The organism is Pseudomonas sp. MDT2-39-1 (genome assembly GCF_054898085.1).
This window is the reverse complement of record NZ_CM142716.1, coordinates 2,469,427-2,484,903: the sequence shown is the minus strand read 5'-3', so window position 1 is coordinate 2,484,903 and position 15,477 is coordinate 2,469,427. Positions and strand designations below refer to the sequence as shown.

The window sequence follows — 15,477 nt, the reverse complement described above, 5'->3', positions numbered from 1 at the left end:
CTTAACTGCTCGATCCGCCGCCGCCCCAGCCGCTGCGTGCGCTGGCCTTGCTGCCAAAGCCGCCACGGGAGGTGGACGAGGCAACGGAAACCGGCTTGCTGGTAGAAGAACGGACCGAGTCGGCGTAGTTGCTGCTGCCGTACCTCGCCTGATTGGACTTGTTAAACGTCGAGCCCTTGGAAATCCGCTGGCTGAGTGTCGAGTTCGAATAGCTGCCGCGATCATCGCGATAGCGGTACACCGGCTCGGAGTTGTAGCTGTTGCGGTTGCTGCTCAGCATGTTGCCGATCAGCAGGCCGGTCAAAAGGCTGCTGGTGGAGAAGCCCGAGCCACCACTGTTCGCCGCTTCCGAGGCCGGCAATTGCGCCTTGGCCGCGTCCACTTGGGATTGCGTCACCTGGCCATCGGCGGTCAATTCGAAACCACCGAGCTTGGGGATGAACCTGCCGGCGGAATCCTGCTGGCACCAGTCGGCGACAAAGTCGGCATCGCAATCGGCCTGGCTGTCGTACACCGGCGCAATGCGGCGATGCTCGGCCATGGCGGTCATGTAGGCGTCCGAGCAGACGTCCACCGGGAGTTTTTCATCGGAGCATTGCTGAACGGACTGGAAGTTGTATTTCTTCTGCACCGGGTAAGTTTTTTCTGTCGGCCCGCAGCCTGATATCGCCATGGCGACCGAGGCTGCCAGCGACAGTTGAACGTACTTGCTTCGTTTCATCGGGAGCTCCGTGCGCAATCAGTTCGGGGTAGGGGTCATGCAGGCGGCGTTCAACATGCCAACGCTGATGGCCACGGCCGCGACATAGACACCCGCCGCGATTTCGCCTTTCTTGATCCGTTCAGAAGTGCCTTTCAACACCAGGCTGGTCACCAGGAACGCCAGCAGTTGCACGACTGCCGCGATCAGCGACCAGACGACGAAGTCGAGCAGGCTGATCGAGTAGGCAATCACATTGCTGGCCGGAATCGCGAAACCGATGAGGGCGCCGCCCAGAGCGATTGCGGCGGCGACGTTGCCCGAGCGGATCAGTTCGAATTCCTTGTGCGGGGTGATACGGGTGTAGATGAACTGGAACAGCGCGAACAGCACAGCGGCGCCGAGGATGTACGCGACAAACCCGAACACGGCGGCTTTGTTCAGGGAGATGGAGAGTGCTTCTAGCATGAACTTCTTCCTTTTTCAGAACGTATTCAGGTCGGTTGTGTACAGCGAGATGCCCAGCGATGTGCTCAAGCTGATGGTGCCTTCGGCGTCTTCTTCGACGGAAAACAGCAGGAATTCCCGGCGATCGGTCAGGCCGGTTTCGCGGGCGTACAGCATCGAACGGTGCTCGATGCCGTAGGACTCCTCCGGGTTTTTCAGCTGTTCGCTCAGTGTCACCAATTCTGTCTGGCCATCCTCTGTGCCCCATTCGCGGGTGTATTCGACGCCGTTATGGGTGTAGGTCGGCAGCCCGATCAGGCTTTGCGGACCGGCCAGTCGACGCAGCTCCGCTTCACTGCTGATGGTGATGTAACTGAGGTAGTTGAACAGGATCACCGACTCGACCTGCCCGGCGATGTCGCCGGTGGTGTGCACTTGCAGCCAGTAATCTTCGTCGTTCATGTAATAGCGCGACAGCCAGGTCGATTGCCCGAGATCGACGGTGCCGTTGCTCCAGATCTGCTGGGAGCCCGGGATGGTCACCGTGGTTTTTTCGTCGAGCAACAATTTCAAGGTCGTGTCGAACATCACACCTTTGCCCAATCCCAGGCCCAACGGGCCGGTGGCCTGTGGCGGAGTTTCGTTGGCGGTCCATTTCGACTCTGTCGTCGCGTTCGGGGCCTCAAGCCCCATCAACTGTTTAAACCATCCCATTGGAGATTTCCTTGAGGCGAGTGGAGGCGATGTAGAAGAGTTCGCCGCCCTCAACGCGCGTAGCGCTGGGCGGGTTGATCGACGGTTGTTGGGCACCTTTGGCGCGATAGCCGATGAGCGTGGCGTTGTGGTGTTCTTTCATCCGAGTGTACAGATCGCCGAACGTGGCTTCGAAGGCCTCGGGCAGTTTCATCAGGTATTGGGTGGCGCCTTGGCCCACGCACAGCAGTTCATTGATGACCACTGACGAGCCCGGATCCTGAGAGGCGCGCACCAGCATCTCGATGGCCATGCTTGAGGTGCATTCCAGGCTGGGCGCGTAGGCGCTGGCGAGCGCAGCGACTTCACTGTCATTAAAATGGGCGACCACATGCCCGACAGGTTTCAGTTGATTGACCGCCAGCACGGTGGCCAGGGTCAGGTCGTCTGAATGGGTTCGCACCAGGACGCGTTCGGCACCAGGAACGCCGGCGCGCAGCAACAACGCCACGGAGGACAGGCTTTCACCTTTGATAAAGGTCGCTTTGCCCGGCATCGGGTTTTCTTCAAGGGTGCAATCGCAAATGACGATCAGGTTGTCGTTCGAGGTTTCGTCCTGAAGCAACAATTCAATGACCCGCTCGCTGGACGCGCCTTCCCAGCCGATGAGAACCGTATGGCCGACCTTGCCGGTGAAATCGCCTTTGCCCTTCATGCCTTTTCTCCATGCATCGATGACACTGCTGGTGGTTTTGCCGATGGCTGCCGTCAGCAGCGCAATGCCCCCGAGCATGATCCAGGTGGCCACGAAAATTCGCCCCGCCGGTGTCTGCGGCGCGAGATCGCCATAGCCGACGGTGAGTGTGGTGGTGAGATAGAAGTAAGTAAACGTGGCGGGGGCGGTGAGGTGTTGTTCGCCCAGAAACACCAGGCCCAGATAAGCCGTGATCAGGTGTACGCCCAAGGCAATGACCAGGCCTGCCCAGCCGAAGCGGTGGAAGAGGGACGAGGCGTACATGCGCAATAAAAGGAAAATCGACATTTCGTCCCTGACTCCGTGGGTACTCGTTCCGACGAAGTAATCGCCCCGACTTCTGAACGCTTAAGTGCGGTTACCGGGCGGCATTAAACCTGCTGCGCGACGCGGAGAAAAGTACCTTGGCTGCAATAAATCCGGCGAGCGCACCAAACAGATGACCTTCGAAGGAAACGCCCTGACGAGGAAGAAAGCCAAATATCAGGCCGCCATAGAGCAGGGCCACGACGCCGGCCGTTATCAGGTTGCCCCAGCTCCTTTGAAACCAGGCACGGGACAAGAGGTACGCCCAGAGCCCGAATACCCAGCCGCTGGCGCCGATGTGTACGCCTGCAAAGCCGAACAGCCAGACCAGCGCGCCGCCCAGCAGAATAATGATCGCGCTGACGGCAAGGAAGCGGTTGAGCCCTTCGATAATGACCAGGGTGCCCAGTATCAAAAAGGCCACCAGGTTCGCGCTCAGGTGCGCAAAGGAAGCGTGCAGAAAAGGCGAGGTGATGATGCCGAGCAGACCGTGCACGGTTCTCGGGATCAGGCCGAATGCCATAAGGCTGTAGCCGGTCGCAACGTTGAGCAGTTGCAGCGCGACCATGAAGAGGGCCAGGCCTGCGATTGTCTTGAAACCCTTCAGGGCATCCATCCTTGACCTCGACAGTTGAATGTCCGTCAGTTGAGCACATTCCATGTGGGAGCGGGCTTGCTCGCGAAGGCGGTGTGTCAGGCAACATCGATGTCGACTGATACTCCCTCTTCGCGAGCAAGCCCGCTCCCACAGGTTACGCGTCCGGCGGCTGAGTCGATTACTCAGCCGATTTTTTCTTCAGGCGTTCCAGAATCGCATTGGCGCTGCCTTCGTTCGGCGTGATGCCGGCTTCGCGCAGTTTGCGTTCCAGGTCAGTGCCGGTCGACGCATCGGCCAGTTGGTCCTGCGCTTCCAGTTCAGCCGCGCGTTGCTGCTGCTTGGCCTGCAAGCGGTTCAGCGTGCCGACGGCGGTTTCCAGCTTGCCGTTGGCGCCGCCACTGGCAATCGAAGCGCTGACCTGGGCTTTCTGAACGCTTTCGCGGGCCTTGGCCATGTCCACTTGCTGGCGCAGGCTTTTGATGCGGTTTTCGGCCTTGGTGATGTCCTTGCGCATGTTTTCAGCGTAACCGCCGAATTCGTTGGCCTGCTTTTGCTCGACGTCCAGTTCGTTGGTCAGGGTCGATATGGCTTCGGCCACTTCCAGGGCCAGGTCTTCACGGTTGGCCTGGATCGCAGCCAGGGCCTTGGATTCCAGGTCCTTGATCTTGGCGTTGTACTCGCTGACGCGGTCGGCCGACAGTTTGTGCTTGGCCATGATGGTGACCAGCTCACGCTTGGCGTTGGCCAGGGCGCTGTCAGCATCGCGAATTTCCTGGTCGAGGATACGCAGGGCCTGTTGGTCGACGATCGATTCGCCGACTTCATTGGCACCGCCGCGCAGCGCGGTGAACAATTTGCTCCAGATGGACTGAGTCATTGGATATTCCCTATTCCCGAATAATTAATTGAAGAAACGTTCGAAGGCTTCGCTGGCGCGCTGGACGTTGTCGACGAGGGTTTTGGCCTCGGTCACGATGTTCGTCAGGCTGGAGTCGGAGCTCAGGGCGCCGAACATGTTGTAAACAATCTGCCCGTTCGGCATGGACTCGATACCGATCGAGGACAGCGGGAACATTTCCCGGCTGCGCAGCACGGCGTCATTGAATGCCGGTACGTCGTTGATGGACTCGACGTCGACCAGAACGGTATCGACGATGATCTGTTCACCCACCACCGCGATGTAAATCGGCAAGCCACCGAAATCGTTCATTTCCAGCTTGATGCTGGACTCGGAGCCTTGAACGAGAGAAAGCGTGATGTCGTTCGAAACCACTTCGTCCAGTGCCTGAAGGGCGGTGAAGAGTCGATCGATGTTCCAGTTAGTACCTGCGCTCATGTAATTCTCCGACATGAATGAGCCAGCCAGAATCGGTTGGCGAAGCTGTTTCTCCATCTGCTTGAGCAGGCTTCGGTTTTCGGGAAGCACCCAAGTCTCGTGTTTCACATAACCGGCGGCACCCAGGCCCGCGCGCATCTGCTTCATGTAAAAGCTCGATGGCTTTTTCGCGGACGGTTTCGCGCGCTCTCCCTTGCGGCTTGCTGAATCGGTATCGGGCCCGGTTGGAGGGCTCGATGGAGAGCTGCTTTTCATGGGGCTGACCTCGTTGTGAAAAACTCACGCGTGGGAAACACTACAGGCTATTTTTGCCACTCTCAATAGCTCACGCGTGAGATTTTTTGTATTACTTTTCCCGACCCACGAAAAAGGCCCGCAGCGCGTCAACGCGGCGGGCCTTTTTCGGAATTTGATCAATACGTTAAGACGTTAGTGGCTGGACGCCAGGAATTCGTCAGTGGAGATCACGCTCGCATAGGCAAAACTCAGGGCTGACATGAAGGCAGCGTGAACATGGGCGGCGGGTACCGTGACGCCGTTGAATTCCAGGTCGCGTGAGGCACAGGCATCGTGGACCACGGTGACGGTGTAGCCGAAATCGGCAGCGGCGCGAGTGATGCCATCGACGCACATGTGGCTCATGCTGCCGACAACCACCAGTTCCTTGATGCCTTGCTCGTCGAGGATCGATTTGAGTTCGGTTTCACGGAACGAGTTGACGAAGTGCTTGAGCACCACCGGCTCATCGGCGCGATTCAGGACTTTGGGGTGCAACTTCGCGCCTTCCGAACCCGGGGTGAAGAATGGGGCTTCTTCGGAGGTGAATTCGTGACGGATGTGCACCACAGAATCACCGGCATCACGAAAGGCTTTGAGCAGACGGACGGCGTTGTCGGCTGCAGCGTCGGCGCCGACCAGCGGCCACTTGCCTTGGGGGAAGTAGTCGTTTTGGATATCGACTACGATGAGTGCTTGCTTGGCCATGACTGTTTCCTCGAAATGTGTGCGTTGGGTGTGGAATGAAGTATTGGTTCTGGCCGACCAACCGGGGATTGGCCGCACCGACAATAGAAAGGGGAAAACTGACAATGGACGCAGAAAGGGCAATCGCTGAACTCGGCGTGCTGATTTATCCCGGCGCGCAGATGGCGGCGGTGCACGGATTGACCGACCTGTTCGGCGTGGCCAACCGGATTGCCGCCGAGCATCAGTCGGCGCAGTTGCCGTTGCTGCGGATCAGCCATTGGCAGGTGGATGGCGAGCAGGCGCCCGAACGGGTTTACGACAGTCATCCGGGTCCCGACCGCCCATTGGTGGCGGTGTTGATTCCGCCGTCGATTGCCGGCTTTTCCGAAGGCCAGGCACCGCAGGCGCTGATCCGCTGGATGCGTCAGCAACACGCGCAGGGCGCGACCCTCGGTGGCGTTTGCGTGGGCTCGATTCTGCTGGCGGAAAGTGGCTTGCTCGACGGCCGCAGCGCCACCACCCACTGGACCTCGGCCAAAACCTTCGCCGAGCGTTACCCGGCCATCAAGCTCAAGGCGGATACGCCCATCGTCGACGACGGCGACCTGATCACCACCGCCGGGTTGATGGCCTGGTCCGAGCTGGGTTTGCGCCTGGTAGACCGTCTACTCGGCCCGAGTATCGCCACCGGCACCGCGCGTTTCCTGGTGGTGGAGCACAGCGACAGCGCAAGTGAATGCGGCAGCAATTTTTCACCGATTCTCAGCCACGGCGATGCGTCGATTCTCAAGGTTCAGCATTGGCTGCAAAGCACCGGGGCTACTGATGTGTCGTTGACGGCAATGGCCGAGCGGGCGGGGCTGGAAGAGCGCACGTTCCTGCGCCGATTCCGCGCGGCAACCGGGTTGAAACCGACCGAATACTGCCAGCACCTGCGGGTCGGCAAGGCGCGGGAAATGCTCGAATTCACCAACGGCACCATCGATCACATCGCCTGGACCGTGGGCTATCAAGACCCGGGGGCGTTTCGGGCGACGTTCAAGAAAATTACCGGGCTGGCGCCGAGTGATTATCGCACCCGATTTGGGGTGACGCCGACAGCAGCCCTAACGCGGTAGTCCATATCACCGCACTGTTAAATGTGGGAGCGGGCTTGCTCGCGAAAGCGGTGTGTCAGTCGACATTGATGCAGACTGACTCACCGCTTTCGCGAGCAAGCCCGCTCCCACATTGGCTCTGTGCAAGGCTTGGATCGTGCAAAATGCAGGAGCTGGGCGTGGCTTCGTGCAGAATAAAGCAGGCTTGGTGCCATCACTTTTTTCGCAACTGGCTGATTCGGAAACCGTTTCACTGCGGCGCTCCTTGGCTTGATGTCTGCACCCCTTCAACTACATTCATCAAACGCAGATTGAAGGGGGACGCATGACCCCAACAAATCGCAAGAAGCTGGTGGTCGCCCATTCTGTCCGCTCCGAGGCGCCCCTGCACGAAGTCGAAACCAATCGCGCGCTGGCCCGTTGGCTGGCGCAAATCCTCGGGCTCAAGTTCGGCGGCAGTTACGACCCCGAACTTCACAACGGCCGGGACCTTTATCTGTTGCCGACTCAAACCCTGGTCGGTGTCGCTGCCGCCCGCGCTTTAGGCGTCAAGGGGCCTGACGATTTGTGGGGCGGTTACGTCGATCACGACTTCATCTGCACCAAAGCCATCAGCCACGGGTTGCGTAGCAAAAATGCGCATGCCCCGGAAGGCTGGTCTGCGCTGTTTTCCGAACGGGTATGCAACGTCGTGCTCGATGGTCTCAGCGTGTTCTCGTTCGACGATGCACGGCCGGCGGCGGAGCATTTGCTCTACGCAGGCCCTATTCGCATCAAACCGATTCATGCCTGCGCCGGACGTGGACAGGAAGTTATCAAAAACCTCGACCAGTTCGACGCCGTTCTGGCTCGACCGGATGCCAAGGCACTGTTCACCGAAGGCGTGGTGCTCGAACAAGATCTCGACAAAGTGATCACCCACAGCGTCGGCCAGAGCTTTATCGGCGGTAGGGTGCTGAGTTATTGCGGTGATCAATACTTGACCGAAGACGGTCAGGGCGAGCAGGTTTATGGAGGTTCCAATCTGCTGGTGGTGCAGGGTGATTACGAAGACCTGCTGGAACTGGACCTTCCTGACGATGTGCGACTGGCGATCCGGCAGGCGCAAGTGTTCGACAGCGCAGCGGACGAGGCCTATCCCGGTTTCTACGCCTCGCGTCGCAACTACGACATCGCCCAAGGCCAGGACAGCAATGGCAAACAGCGCAGCGGCGTGCTCGAACAGTCCTGGCGCATGGGCGGGGCCAGCAGTGCTGAAGTGGCCGCGTTGCAGAGTTTCGTCAACGACCCGGGGATGCGCGCGATTCGCGTGTCGTCTGTAGAAACCTACATCGATCAACCGCTGCCGGCGGACGCCATCGAGGTGTACCGCGGGCCGGCGGAAAACAGTGACTTTCTTCTCAAGTACGTAACGGTCAAATCCTATGACGGCTAGAAGCGAAACCATTCAGATCGACATCGACGATGAACAGATGAGCGGCACTTTTCTGAGCCCCAAATCGAAAGTCCCCGGCGTGTTGTTTGTGCACGGTTGGGGCGGCAGCCAAGAGCGGGACCTGGAACGGGCCAAAGGCATCGCCGGCCTGGGCTGCGTGTGCCTGACGTTCGACCTGCGCGGGCACACCGGTGGCACCGGCATCCCGCTCACTCGCGTAACGCGTGAAGACAACCTGCGCGACCTGCTGGCGGCGTACGACCGCTTGCTCGCCCATCCGGCGCTCGATACTTCCGCCATTGCGGTGGTGGGCACCAGTTACGGCGGTTACCTGGCCTCGATCCTGACCTCGTTGCGCCCGGTGCGTTGGCTGGCGCTACGGGTGCCGGCGCTGTATCGCGACGATGAATGGCACACGCCCAAACGTGAACTGGACAAGGCTGATTTGCGCGATTACCGCAACACGCTGGTGCGCGCCGACAGCAATCGCGCGCTGCATGCCTGCTCGCAATTCACCGGGGATGTGCTGCTGGTCGAGTCCGAGACCGACGACTATGTGCCTCACTCGACGATCATGAGCTACCGCGCTGCATGCCAGCAGACGCATTCGCTGACGCACCGGGTCATTGACGGCGCCGATCACGCATTGAGCGAGCCGGTTTCGCAACAGGCATACACCTCGATTCTGGTGGACTGGATTACCGAGATGGTCGTGGGTGAGCGGTTGAGCATTATCCAGTCGAAATGAGTCGTGGTCTTACGGACGCCTTATCGGGCAAGTCGGGTCGCCGCATCGCTCGCTCCTACGGATTTATGGGGGGCGCAATATCGTGGTCGACGCCCAACCTGTAGATACTCTGTTCACGGTCAAGCTTTCGCGAGATGTTTTTCGCTAAAAAGCTTGGCCGTATTAAATTCTTCTCCAGAACGCATGCATGCCCATAACCCGGTCAGGTATTTACGCATCACTGCTCCGATGGCCTGCATTTTCTTCTTGCCGCGGGCTACCAGCGCCTCGTAAAAGGCTTTCACATTCTCATCACAGCGAATTGCCGTCATTGCCGGCATGAACATCGCTGCCCGTAAATACGCGTTGCCGCATTTGGACATTCGCCCTGGCCGGTTCACGCTGGTGCCTGACTGGGTCAGCCTTACATCGAGTCCTGCATAACGGCTTACCTGCGCCGATTTAAGCGTCACAGGAAGTGTCGTCAACTCAGCCAGTGCTGCGATGGCCGAGGCCTCTCCCACGCCGGGTGCAGCCATCATGCAGCGAAACTGCAAACTCAGATCCGGGCATTTGGCGATGGCCTCGCGTGCAGCCTTCTTCAAACGATCAATCCGTGTGTCTAGCGCTGCAATCGCATCTTTTTCATCCTCGATCAGCAGCTCAACGCTCGTTTGCGTCGCTTGTAGTGCGTGCAACTCGTTCTTGGCTCGGGTCCGATGGCCAATCAGCCGGTTGATATGGCGCCCAATCGCACGCAGCATCAGTTGATCTGCGGTAGGTGGCACCCACAGTCTTGGCGCCATGCGTTCGCCATACTCGGCCAGCAACTGAGCATCAATCTGGTCAGTTTTGCTGTTTTGCAGCATCAGCTTGGCAAAGTTATGGAAGCTTTTGGGGTTGATCACCGAGACCGGTAAGCCGGCGGCATGCAACTCTATCGCCAGGTCCAGGTAGTAAATGCCGGTGGCCTCCATGACCACGCTCAGCGGTTTGAGGCCCAACATCTTGGTCACGGCAGCCTTACGCCCCTTGGGGGTGTGCTGAATGTCCCACTGGCCTGATGTTTTACCGTTCTGCCGCCATCCCATAGCAGACGTGCGGGCACCAATGTCTATGCCGACATGAGTATTCATGGTTTTCACTTCCCTGATTTTCGGTAAGATTGCTCCTGGTTCCCCCGACCTCGAACTTCATGCCACTGCAACCTTGTAATGCGAAGTCCGACTTGTCGGCTTCTCGATACTCTTCGTGGTGGGCAATGAGGCGGGGGGGCCTCTCTACAGACAAGGTCAGGAGCAAATCCTGCCTTCAGGAGCGATCGGCCTCCCCCAGAAACGCACTTGCTGTTGTATGAATCCTTAAGCGTAACCTCTCTCGTTGGAATCAGGGTCAACATACAAGGGTCAACATACAAGCGGTTTGAGGCCCAACATCTTGGTCACGGCAGCCTTACGCCCCTTGGGGGTGTGCTGAATGTCCCACTGGCCTGATGTTTTACCGTTCTGCCGCCATCCCATAGCAGACGTGCGGGCACCAATGTCTATGCCGACATGAGTATTCATGGTTTTCACTTCCCTGATTTTCGGTAAGATTGCTCCTGGTTCCCCCGACCTCGAACTTCATGCCACTGCAACCTTGTAATGCGAAGTCCGACTTGTCGGCTTCTCGATACTCTTCGTGGTGGGCAATGAGGCGGGGGGGCCTCTCTACAGACAAGGTCAGGAGCAAATCCTGCCTTCAGGAGCGATCGGCCTCCCCCAGAAACGCACTTGCTGTTGTATGAATCCTTAAGCGTAACCTCTCTCGTTGGAATCAGGGTCAACATACAAGGGTCAACATACAAGGAGCGAGGCTTGCCCGCGAAGGCGTCCTCAAAATCAACCTGCCTCCTTGTGTTTCTTGGAAATCCGCAGCGACTTCGCTTTGGCCTCAACGATCAAATACATCACCAACGTAATCAACAACGGCAAAATAAAATAAATCGCCCGATACGCCAGCAACCCCGCCACCAGACTCCCCCGCGAAGCCTCATGCTGCAACAACGCCACGAACACCGCCTCCAAGACCCCAAGCCCGGCAGGAATATGGGTAATCACCCCGGCAATCGCACTGATCAGCAACACGCCCAACACCAACGGATAATCCAGCTTGTTTGGCAGCAGCGTGAAAATCACCGCCGCCATCAGCGACCAGTTAAGTGCCCCGAGGGCCAGTTGCAGCACCGCCATGCGCAAGGTAGGCAGGTTGATTTCCACCCCGCGTATCGACCACTCCCGACGCTTGGAGAATTGGCACGCCGCCAGATATCCCGCGCTCACCAGCAACAGCAACACGCCCACACCTTGCAATGCACCGCTGCTCAACTTCCAGCCCGGGGGCATTCTGACCAGGCCGCTGCTGAACACCGCGCCCGCAATCACCATGTAGCCGAACCAGTTCGTCGCCAGGCTCAGCCCGAGGATTTTCGCGATGTTGCTTTTGCTCACCCCGAGTCGTGAATAGAGGCGATAACGCATGGCTATGCCGCCGACCCAGGCACTCAGATTCAGGTTGAACGCGTAGCTGATGATCCCCACCGGCAAGATCTGCTTCCAGGTCAGGTCCTGGCGAATGTAGGTGCGACCGATCAGGTCGAAACAGGCGTAAACCAGAAAACTCACCAGCGTCAGGCCCGACGCGATGATCAGCGTACGCACCTTGAAATCGGCCAGGGTGTCGAAGACTTCGTTCCATTCGATGCGCTGGGCGAGCAGGGTGAACAGCACGATCAGCGCCAGGAAAAACAGCATCGTCAGCGGCTTTTTCCAGCGGCTCCAACGGGATTTGCTCGGGCTGTCGGCGTGAGGCGCCGAGTGCGCCTCAACGCGGCTCATGGTGGTCGCTCCCGGCGGAATGAGTGAAGGGTTTCAGGCGCGGTTTATGCGCCGGCAGCCAACCGGCCCATGCCGGGAAGTGACGCAGAAAGTGAAACACCACAAAGCCAACAGTCATGTGCCAGATCCGTCCGCGCGGTGACTTGTCCGCTGACATGGCTTTGCAGTGGTTATTGCTCAGCACCTCAAGCCGTTCGAACAGATCGTGGTTGAAGGCTCGGTCGCGGATCAACACATTGGCTTCCAGGTTCATGGACAGGCTCAACGGGTCGAGATTGCTCGAACCGACGGTGCTCCAGTCCTCATCCACCAGCGCGACTTTGCCGTGCAAAGGGCGTTCGCAATACTCGTAGATCTGCACACCCGACTTGAGCAAATAGTCGTAGGTCATGCGCGCGGCCAGTTTGGCCACCAGCATGTCCGGTTGCCCCTGCAGGATCAGACGCACGTCCACACCACGGCGAGCAGCGTTGCGGATTTCGCGCAGCAAGCGGTAGCCCGGAAAGAAATAGGCATTGGCGATCACGACGCGACGCTGGGCACTGAGCAGCACCTGCTGGTAAACCTCTTCAATATCCGTCCGGTGATCACCGTTGTCGCGGTACACCAGCCTAACCTGGCCGTCGTGGTCGCTGAGCGCCAGCTCCGAACGCCGCTGCCGGCGGCGCTGCCACCAATATTTGGCGCGAGCCGGGCGGCCACTTTGCAGCAGCGCGAAGTGATGGATGTCGGCCACCGCCGGGCCTTGCACTTCAACCGAGTAATCCTGCTTGGCCTCGGGACCGAAGTCGGCCAGATGGTCGGCGGAAAAGTTGATCCCGCCGATGAACGCAATCGTGCCGTCCACCACCACGATCTTGCGGTGCAGGCGGCGGAACCAGTTGGTGCGGATGCCCAGGTGCTTGGGCGCCGGATCGAATATTTGCAGGCGCACGCCGGCCTGGCTGAGCGCCGCAAGATACCCGGTAGTCAACTCGCCACAGCCAAACCCGTCGAGGCTGGCGGTGACCCGTACGCCGCGTTGAGCGGCTTCGATCAGTACTTGCTGCAGCTCATTGCCAACCTTGTCCTCGAACACAATGAAGGTTTCCAGGAGGATTTCAGTCTTGGCCTGGCGCATGGCCTCGAATACCCGCGGGAAATAGGCTTCGCCGTTTTCCAGCATTTCCACCAGGTTGTTGCCCTGCCAGCCGTATTCAACGTCGACCACGCCGGGTTCACGCACCGGCGGGGTGGTGGGTATGTGATCAACGGTTTTTTCCATCGGTGCGCTGCTCATAGTTCGATCTCCACCGACAGCGGTGCGTGGTCGGAAAGGTGTGACCAGGGGCGCGCCGCCAGCACTTTCGGACGGCTGGCCTTGAGGTTGCGCACGTAGATGCGGTCCAGGCGTAACGCCGGTAACCGCGCCGGAAAACTGCGCGCCGGTTTGCCGTGGTGCTCGGCGAACACCTCCCGCAGACCGCAGGGTTTGAGCAACGCATCGGCACGCTGGCGCCAATCGTTGAAGTCGCCGGCGACGATCACCGGCGCATCGGCCGGAAGGTCTTCAAGGCGTCGCGCCAGCAACTTGAGTTGTTCCGTCCGGTGGGTTTCACGCAGCCCCAGATGCACGCAAATCGCATGCACTTCCCGGCCATCGCCAGGCAGGCGCAGCACGCAATGCAGGATGCCGCGGTTCTCATGGCCGCTGATCGAGACGTCGAGGTTGTCATGGCGAATGATCTGGAATTTCGACAGCAGCGCATTCCCGTGATCACCCGCCGGGTACACGGCATTGCGGCCGTAGGCAAATTGCGGCCACAGGGTGTCGGCGAGGAATTCGTACTGCGGCATTGCCGGCCAATTGGTGTAGCGCTGCGGATGATGTTCGTGGGTGCCGTGGACTTCCTGTAAAAACACCACGTCGGCGGATACGCTGCGCACCGCGTCGCGCAATTCCGGAAGGATGAAGCGCCGGTTGAGGGCGGTGAAACCCTTGTGGGTATTGACCGTCAGCACGGTGAAACTGCGCACGGAGGTGATGACGGTTTGCTGTTCATCGGTGATGCCGACCGGCTCGGAAATACTCATGACAGCACTCCTTCGGCAACCGGTTCACCGGGACGGGTGGCGAGGTCTTTGTCGAGATGGAAGTGCTCAAGCAAGCGCCGCGCATCGAAGGGCGCGCGCACTTTGATGTCGTTGTCGAAATAGCAGAACACTTCGCGGGACTTGCGCGTTTTCGGCTTCTGCCGAGGTGCGATCAGTTGCGGATCCGCCGGTTGCTGGCCGTGGTTCCAGGCTTCGATCCGCTCGCCCCAGCGCTCCAGCGCCTCAGGCGTGTAACCGCTGGCATAGAGTTCTTCGGCACCATGCAGGCGCAGGTAAACGAAATCACTGGTGACGTCTTCGCGATACGGCCATTTGCCGGCGGTGTCGGCGATGACCAAGGCAATGTTGTAGCGTTTGAGCAGGCGCACGAACGACGGATCAATAAAGGTCTCGTTTCTGATTTCAACGGCATGTCGCAGCGGCTTTTTCTTGTAAGCCTTCAGGCTGGCGGGGCCGTGCAGGTGCGAATCATGCTGGCGGGCGAGGGCGGCCGCCTGCTGGGTGTCGTGGGGCAGTTGCTCGAGGAAGCTTTCGAACAGCTCGACGTCGAATTTGAAATTGGGCGGAAACTGCCAGAGGATCGGGCCGAGTTTCTCTTTGAGCTCCAGGATCCCGGAGGCAAAGAAATTCGCCAGCGGCTTATGAATGTCCCGCAGACGTCTGATGTGGGTGATGAAGCGTGGGGCTTTGACGCTGAAAACGAAGTCCGCCGGGGTTTCGGCGTACCACTGGGCATAACGTTCAGGCCGTTGCAGGGCGTAAAACGATCCATTGATTTCGATGCTGTTGACCGCCCGTGACGCGAATTGCAATTCGCGCTTCTGGGTCAACCCCTTCGGGTAGAAACCTCCCCGCCAAGGCGTGTAGCGCCAGCCTGAAATACCGATGTGAATCGCCGCCATGTCGCCTCCCGTCTAATGGTCCCCGGTTGCCCTGTCTTTTGATGACCGTGGGGCAAGCGAGAAAGTTTCGACGGGGGTACGGATGGTGTGCGTTCCGGAAACCACACCGACCTACTGTAGGAGCGAGCCTGCTCGCGATAGCGGTCTGTCAGCCACATTGATGCAAGATGTACCGCCGCCATCGCGAGGCGTAGACCAGCAACACCAGGCTGACGGTGCCGGCGCTGAAGCCGGAAATGTCCTGAAGAATCGGCGCCAGGAAGGTGAAGGCGATGAACGAGCCGCCGTAACCGACCGCGGCCATGGCGTACACCAGCAGCAGGCCTGGTTGCGTAGAGGCTGACCAATAGACCGGCGGACGGCAGGCTGACGCCGAGGTCGGCGCCGATGGTGGGTAACAGGCCAACGATGACGAACTCGGTCGTCCCGATGGCGAAGGCGCTGAGGGTCAGCGCGAGCAAGGCAATGGGCATGACTGCAACTGCGGTGGATTTGATTGATGGAGCGCAGTGTCGGGGTTTGGGTTGCGCGGAAAAATAGAGGAGT

The 15,477-nt window shown here is 59.2% G+C and carries 16 protein-coding genes and 1 pseudogene; 3 read left to right on the top strand and 14 right to left on the bottom strand.

The features are described 5' to 3' along the window. Window position 1: 1 nt before the first annotated feature. From ACYZTM_RS11945 to ACYZTM_RS11910, 8 genes are all read right to left on the bottom strand, one after another. Window positions 2-721, bottom strand: a complete 720-nt coding sequence (locus ACYZTM_RS11945; protein ID WP_461988813.1) for a DUF1190 domain-containing protein — start codon at window positions 719-721, stop codon at window positions 2-4. A gap of 18 nt (window positions 722-739) precedes the next feature. After that, window positions 740-1,168, bottom strand: coding sequence for a DUF350 domain-containing protein (locus tag ACYZTM_RS11940; RefSeq protein WP_131062034.1), 429 nt, complete (start codon window positions 1,166-1,168; stop codon window positions 740-742). A gap of 15 nt (window positions 1,169-1,183) precedes the next feature. After that, window positions 1,184-1,861, bottom strand: a complete 678-nt coding sequence (locus ACYZTM_RS11935; RefSeq protein ID WP_461988811.1) for a DUF2491 family protein — start codon at window positions 1,859-1,861, stop codon at window positions 1,184-1,186. Further along, window positions 1,848-2,882, bottom strand: coding sequence for an ion channel (locus ACYZTM_RS11930; RefSeq protein ID WP_461988809.1), 1,035 nt, complete (start codon window positions 2,880-2,882; stop codon window positions 1,848-1,850). The genes ACYZTM_RS11935 and ACYZTM_RS11930 overlap by 14 nt, the downstream gene beginning before the upstream one ends. Window positions 2,883-2,952: 70 nt before the next feature. Continuing rightward, window positions 2,953-3,516 carry a rhomboid family intramembrane serine protease gene (locus tag ACYZTM_RS11925; RefSeq protein WP_131062031.1) on the bottom strand — a complete coding sequence of 188 codons (564 nt, stop codon included), beginning with the start codon at window positions 3,514-3,516 and terminating at the stop codon, window positions 2,953-2,955. A 160-nt stretch (window positions 3,517-3,676) separates the two neighbouring features. Further along, entirely contained in the window at window positions 3,677-4,375 is a 699-nt protein-coding gene (locus ACYZTM_RS11920; protein WP_131062029.1) for a PspA/IM30 family protein, read from the bottom strand. A gap of 24 nt (window positions 4,376-4,399) precedes the next feature. Next, on the bottom strand, window positions 4,400-4,981 hold the full coding sequence (locus ACYZTM_RS11915; protein ID WP_131062028.1) for a YjfI family protein: 582 nt from the start codon (window positions 4,979-4,981) through the stop codon (window positions 4,400-4,402). A gap of 282 nt (window positions 4,982-5,263) precedes the next feature. Further along, window positions 5,264-5,818 (bottom strand): cysteine hydrolase family protein, encoded by a 555-nt coding sequence (locus ACYZTM_RS11910; RefSeq protein ID WP_461988806.1) that lies wholly within the window; start codon window positions 5,816-5,818, stop codon window positions 5,264-5,266. Window positions 5,819-5,922: 104 nt separating this feature from the next. On the opposite strand from ACYZTM_RS11910, the gene ACYZTM_RS11905 reads away from it, so the two are divergent. The 3 genes from ACYZTM_RS11905 (at window position 5,923) to ACYZTM_RS11895 (ending at window position 9,080) form a co-directional block, all read left to right on the top strand. Beyond that, window positions 5,923-6,918, top strand: coding sequence for a GlxA family transcriptional regulator (locus ACYZTM_RS11905; protein ID WP_461988804.1), 996 nt, complete (start codon window positions 5,923-5,925; stop codon window positions 6,916-6,918). A 304-nt stretch (window positions 6,919-7,222) separates the two neighbouring features. Further along, the gene (locus ACYZTM_RS11900; RefSeq protein ID WP_461988802.1) at window positions 7,223-8,332 is read left to right on the top strand and encodes a DUF3182 family protein; all 1,110 of its coding nucleotides are present in this window, start codon (window positions 7,223-7,225) and stop codon (window positions 8,330-8,332) included. Next, window positions 8,322-9,080, top strand: a complete 759-nt coding sequence (locus ACYZTM_RS11895; protein ID WP_131062024.1) for an alpha/beta hydrolase family protein — start codon at window positions 8,322-8,324, stop codon at window positions 9,078-9,080. Before ACYZTM_RS11900 ends, ACYZTM_RS11895 begins: the two co-directional genes overlap by 11 nt. 119 nt (window positions 9,081-9,199) lie before the next feature. Here ACYZTM_RS11895 and ACYZTM_RS11890 read toward each other — a convergent pair whose 3' ends face one another. The 6 genes and pseudogenes from ACYZTM_RS11890 to ACYZTM_RS11865 form a co-directional block, all read right to left on the bottom strand. Continuing rightward, complete coding sequence (locus ACYZTM_RS11890) at window positions 9,200-10,195, bottom strand: IS110 family RNA-guided transposase (RefSeq protein ID WP_131063537.1); 996 nt, start codon at window positions 10,193-10,195, stop codon at window positions 9,200-9,202. A gap of 744 nt (window positions 10,196-10,939) precedes the next feature. Beyond that, window positions 10,940-11,935 (bottom strand): lysylphosphatidylglycerol synthase domain-containing protein, encoded by a 996-nt coding sequence (locus ACYZTM_RS11885; protein ID WP_131062023.1) that lies wholly within the window; start codon window positions 11,933-11,935, stop codon window positions 10,940-10,942. Further along, a complete protein-coding gene (gene clsB, locus ACYZTM_RS11880; protein ID WP_131062022.1) occupies window positions 11,922-13,214 on the bottom strand; it encodes a cardiolipin synthase ClsB in 1,293 nt (430 codons plus the stop codon). Before clsB ends, ACYZTM_RS11885 begins: the two co-directional genes overlap by 14 nt. After that, window positions 13,211-14,008, bottom strand: coding sequence for an endonuclease/exonuclease/phosphatase family protein (locus tag ACYZTM_RS11875; RefSeq protein WP_131062021.1), 798 nt, complete (start codon window positions 14,006-14,008; stop codon window positions 13,211-13,213). The genes clsB and ACYZTM_RS11875 overlap by 4 nt, the downstream gene beginning before the upstream one ends. Next, a complete protein-coding gene (locus ACYZTM_RS11870; RefSeq protein ID WP_461988798.1) occupies window positions 14,005-14,931 on the bottom strand; it encodes a DUF72 domain-containing protein in 927 nt (308 codons plus the stop codon). Before ACYZTM_RS11870 ends, ACYZTM_RS11875 begins: the two co-directional genes overlap by 4 nt. A 190-nt stretch (window positions 14,932-15,121) precedes the next feature. Next, window positions 15,122-15,404, bottom strand: a pseudogene (locus ACYZTM_RS11865) (hypothetical protein); the annotation flags it as partial. Window positions 15,405-15,477: the final 73 nt, after the last annotated feature.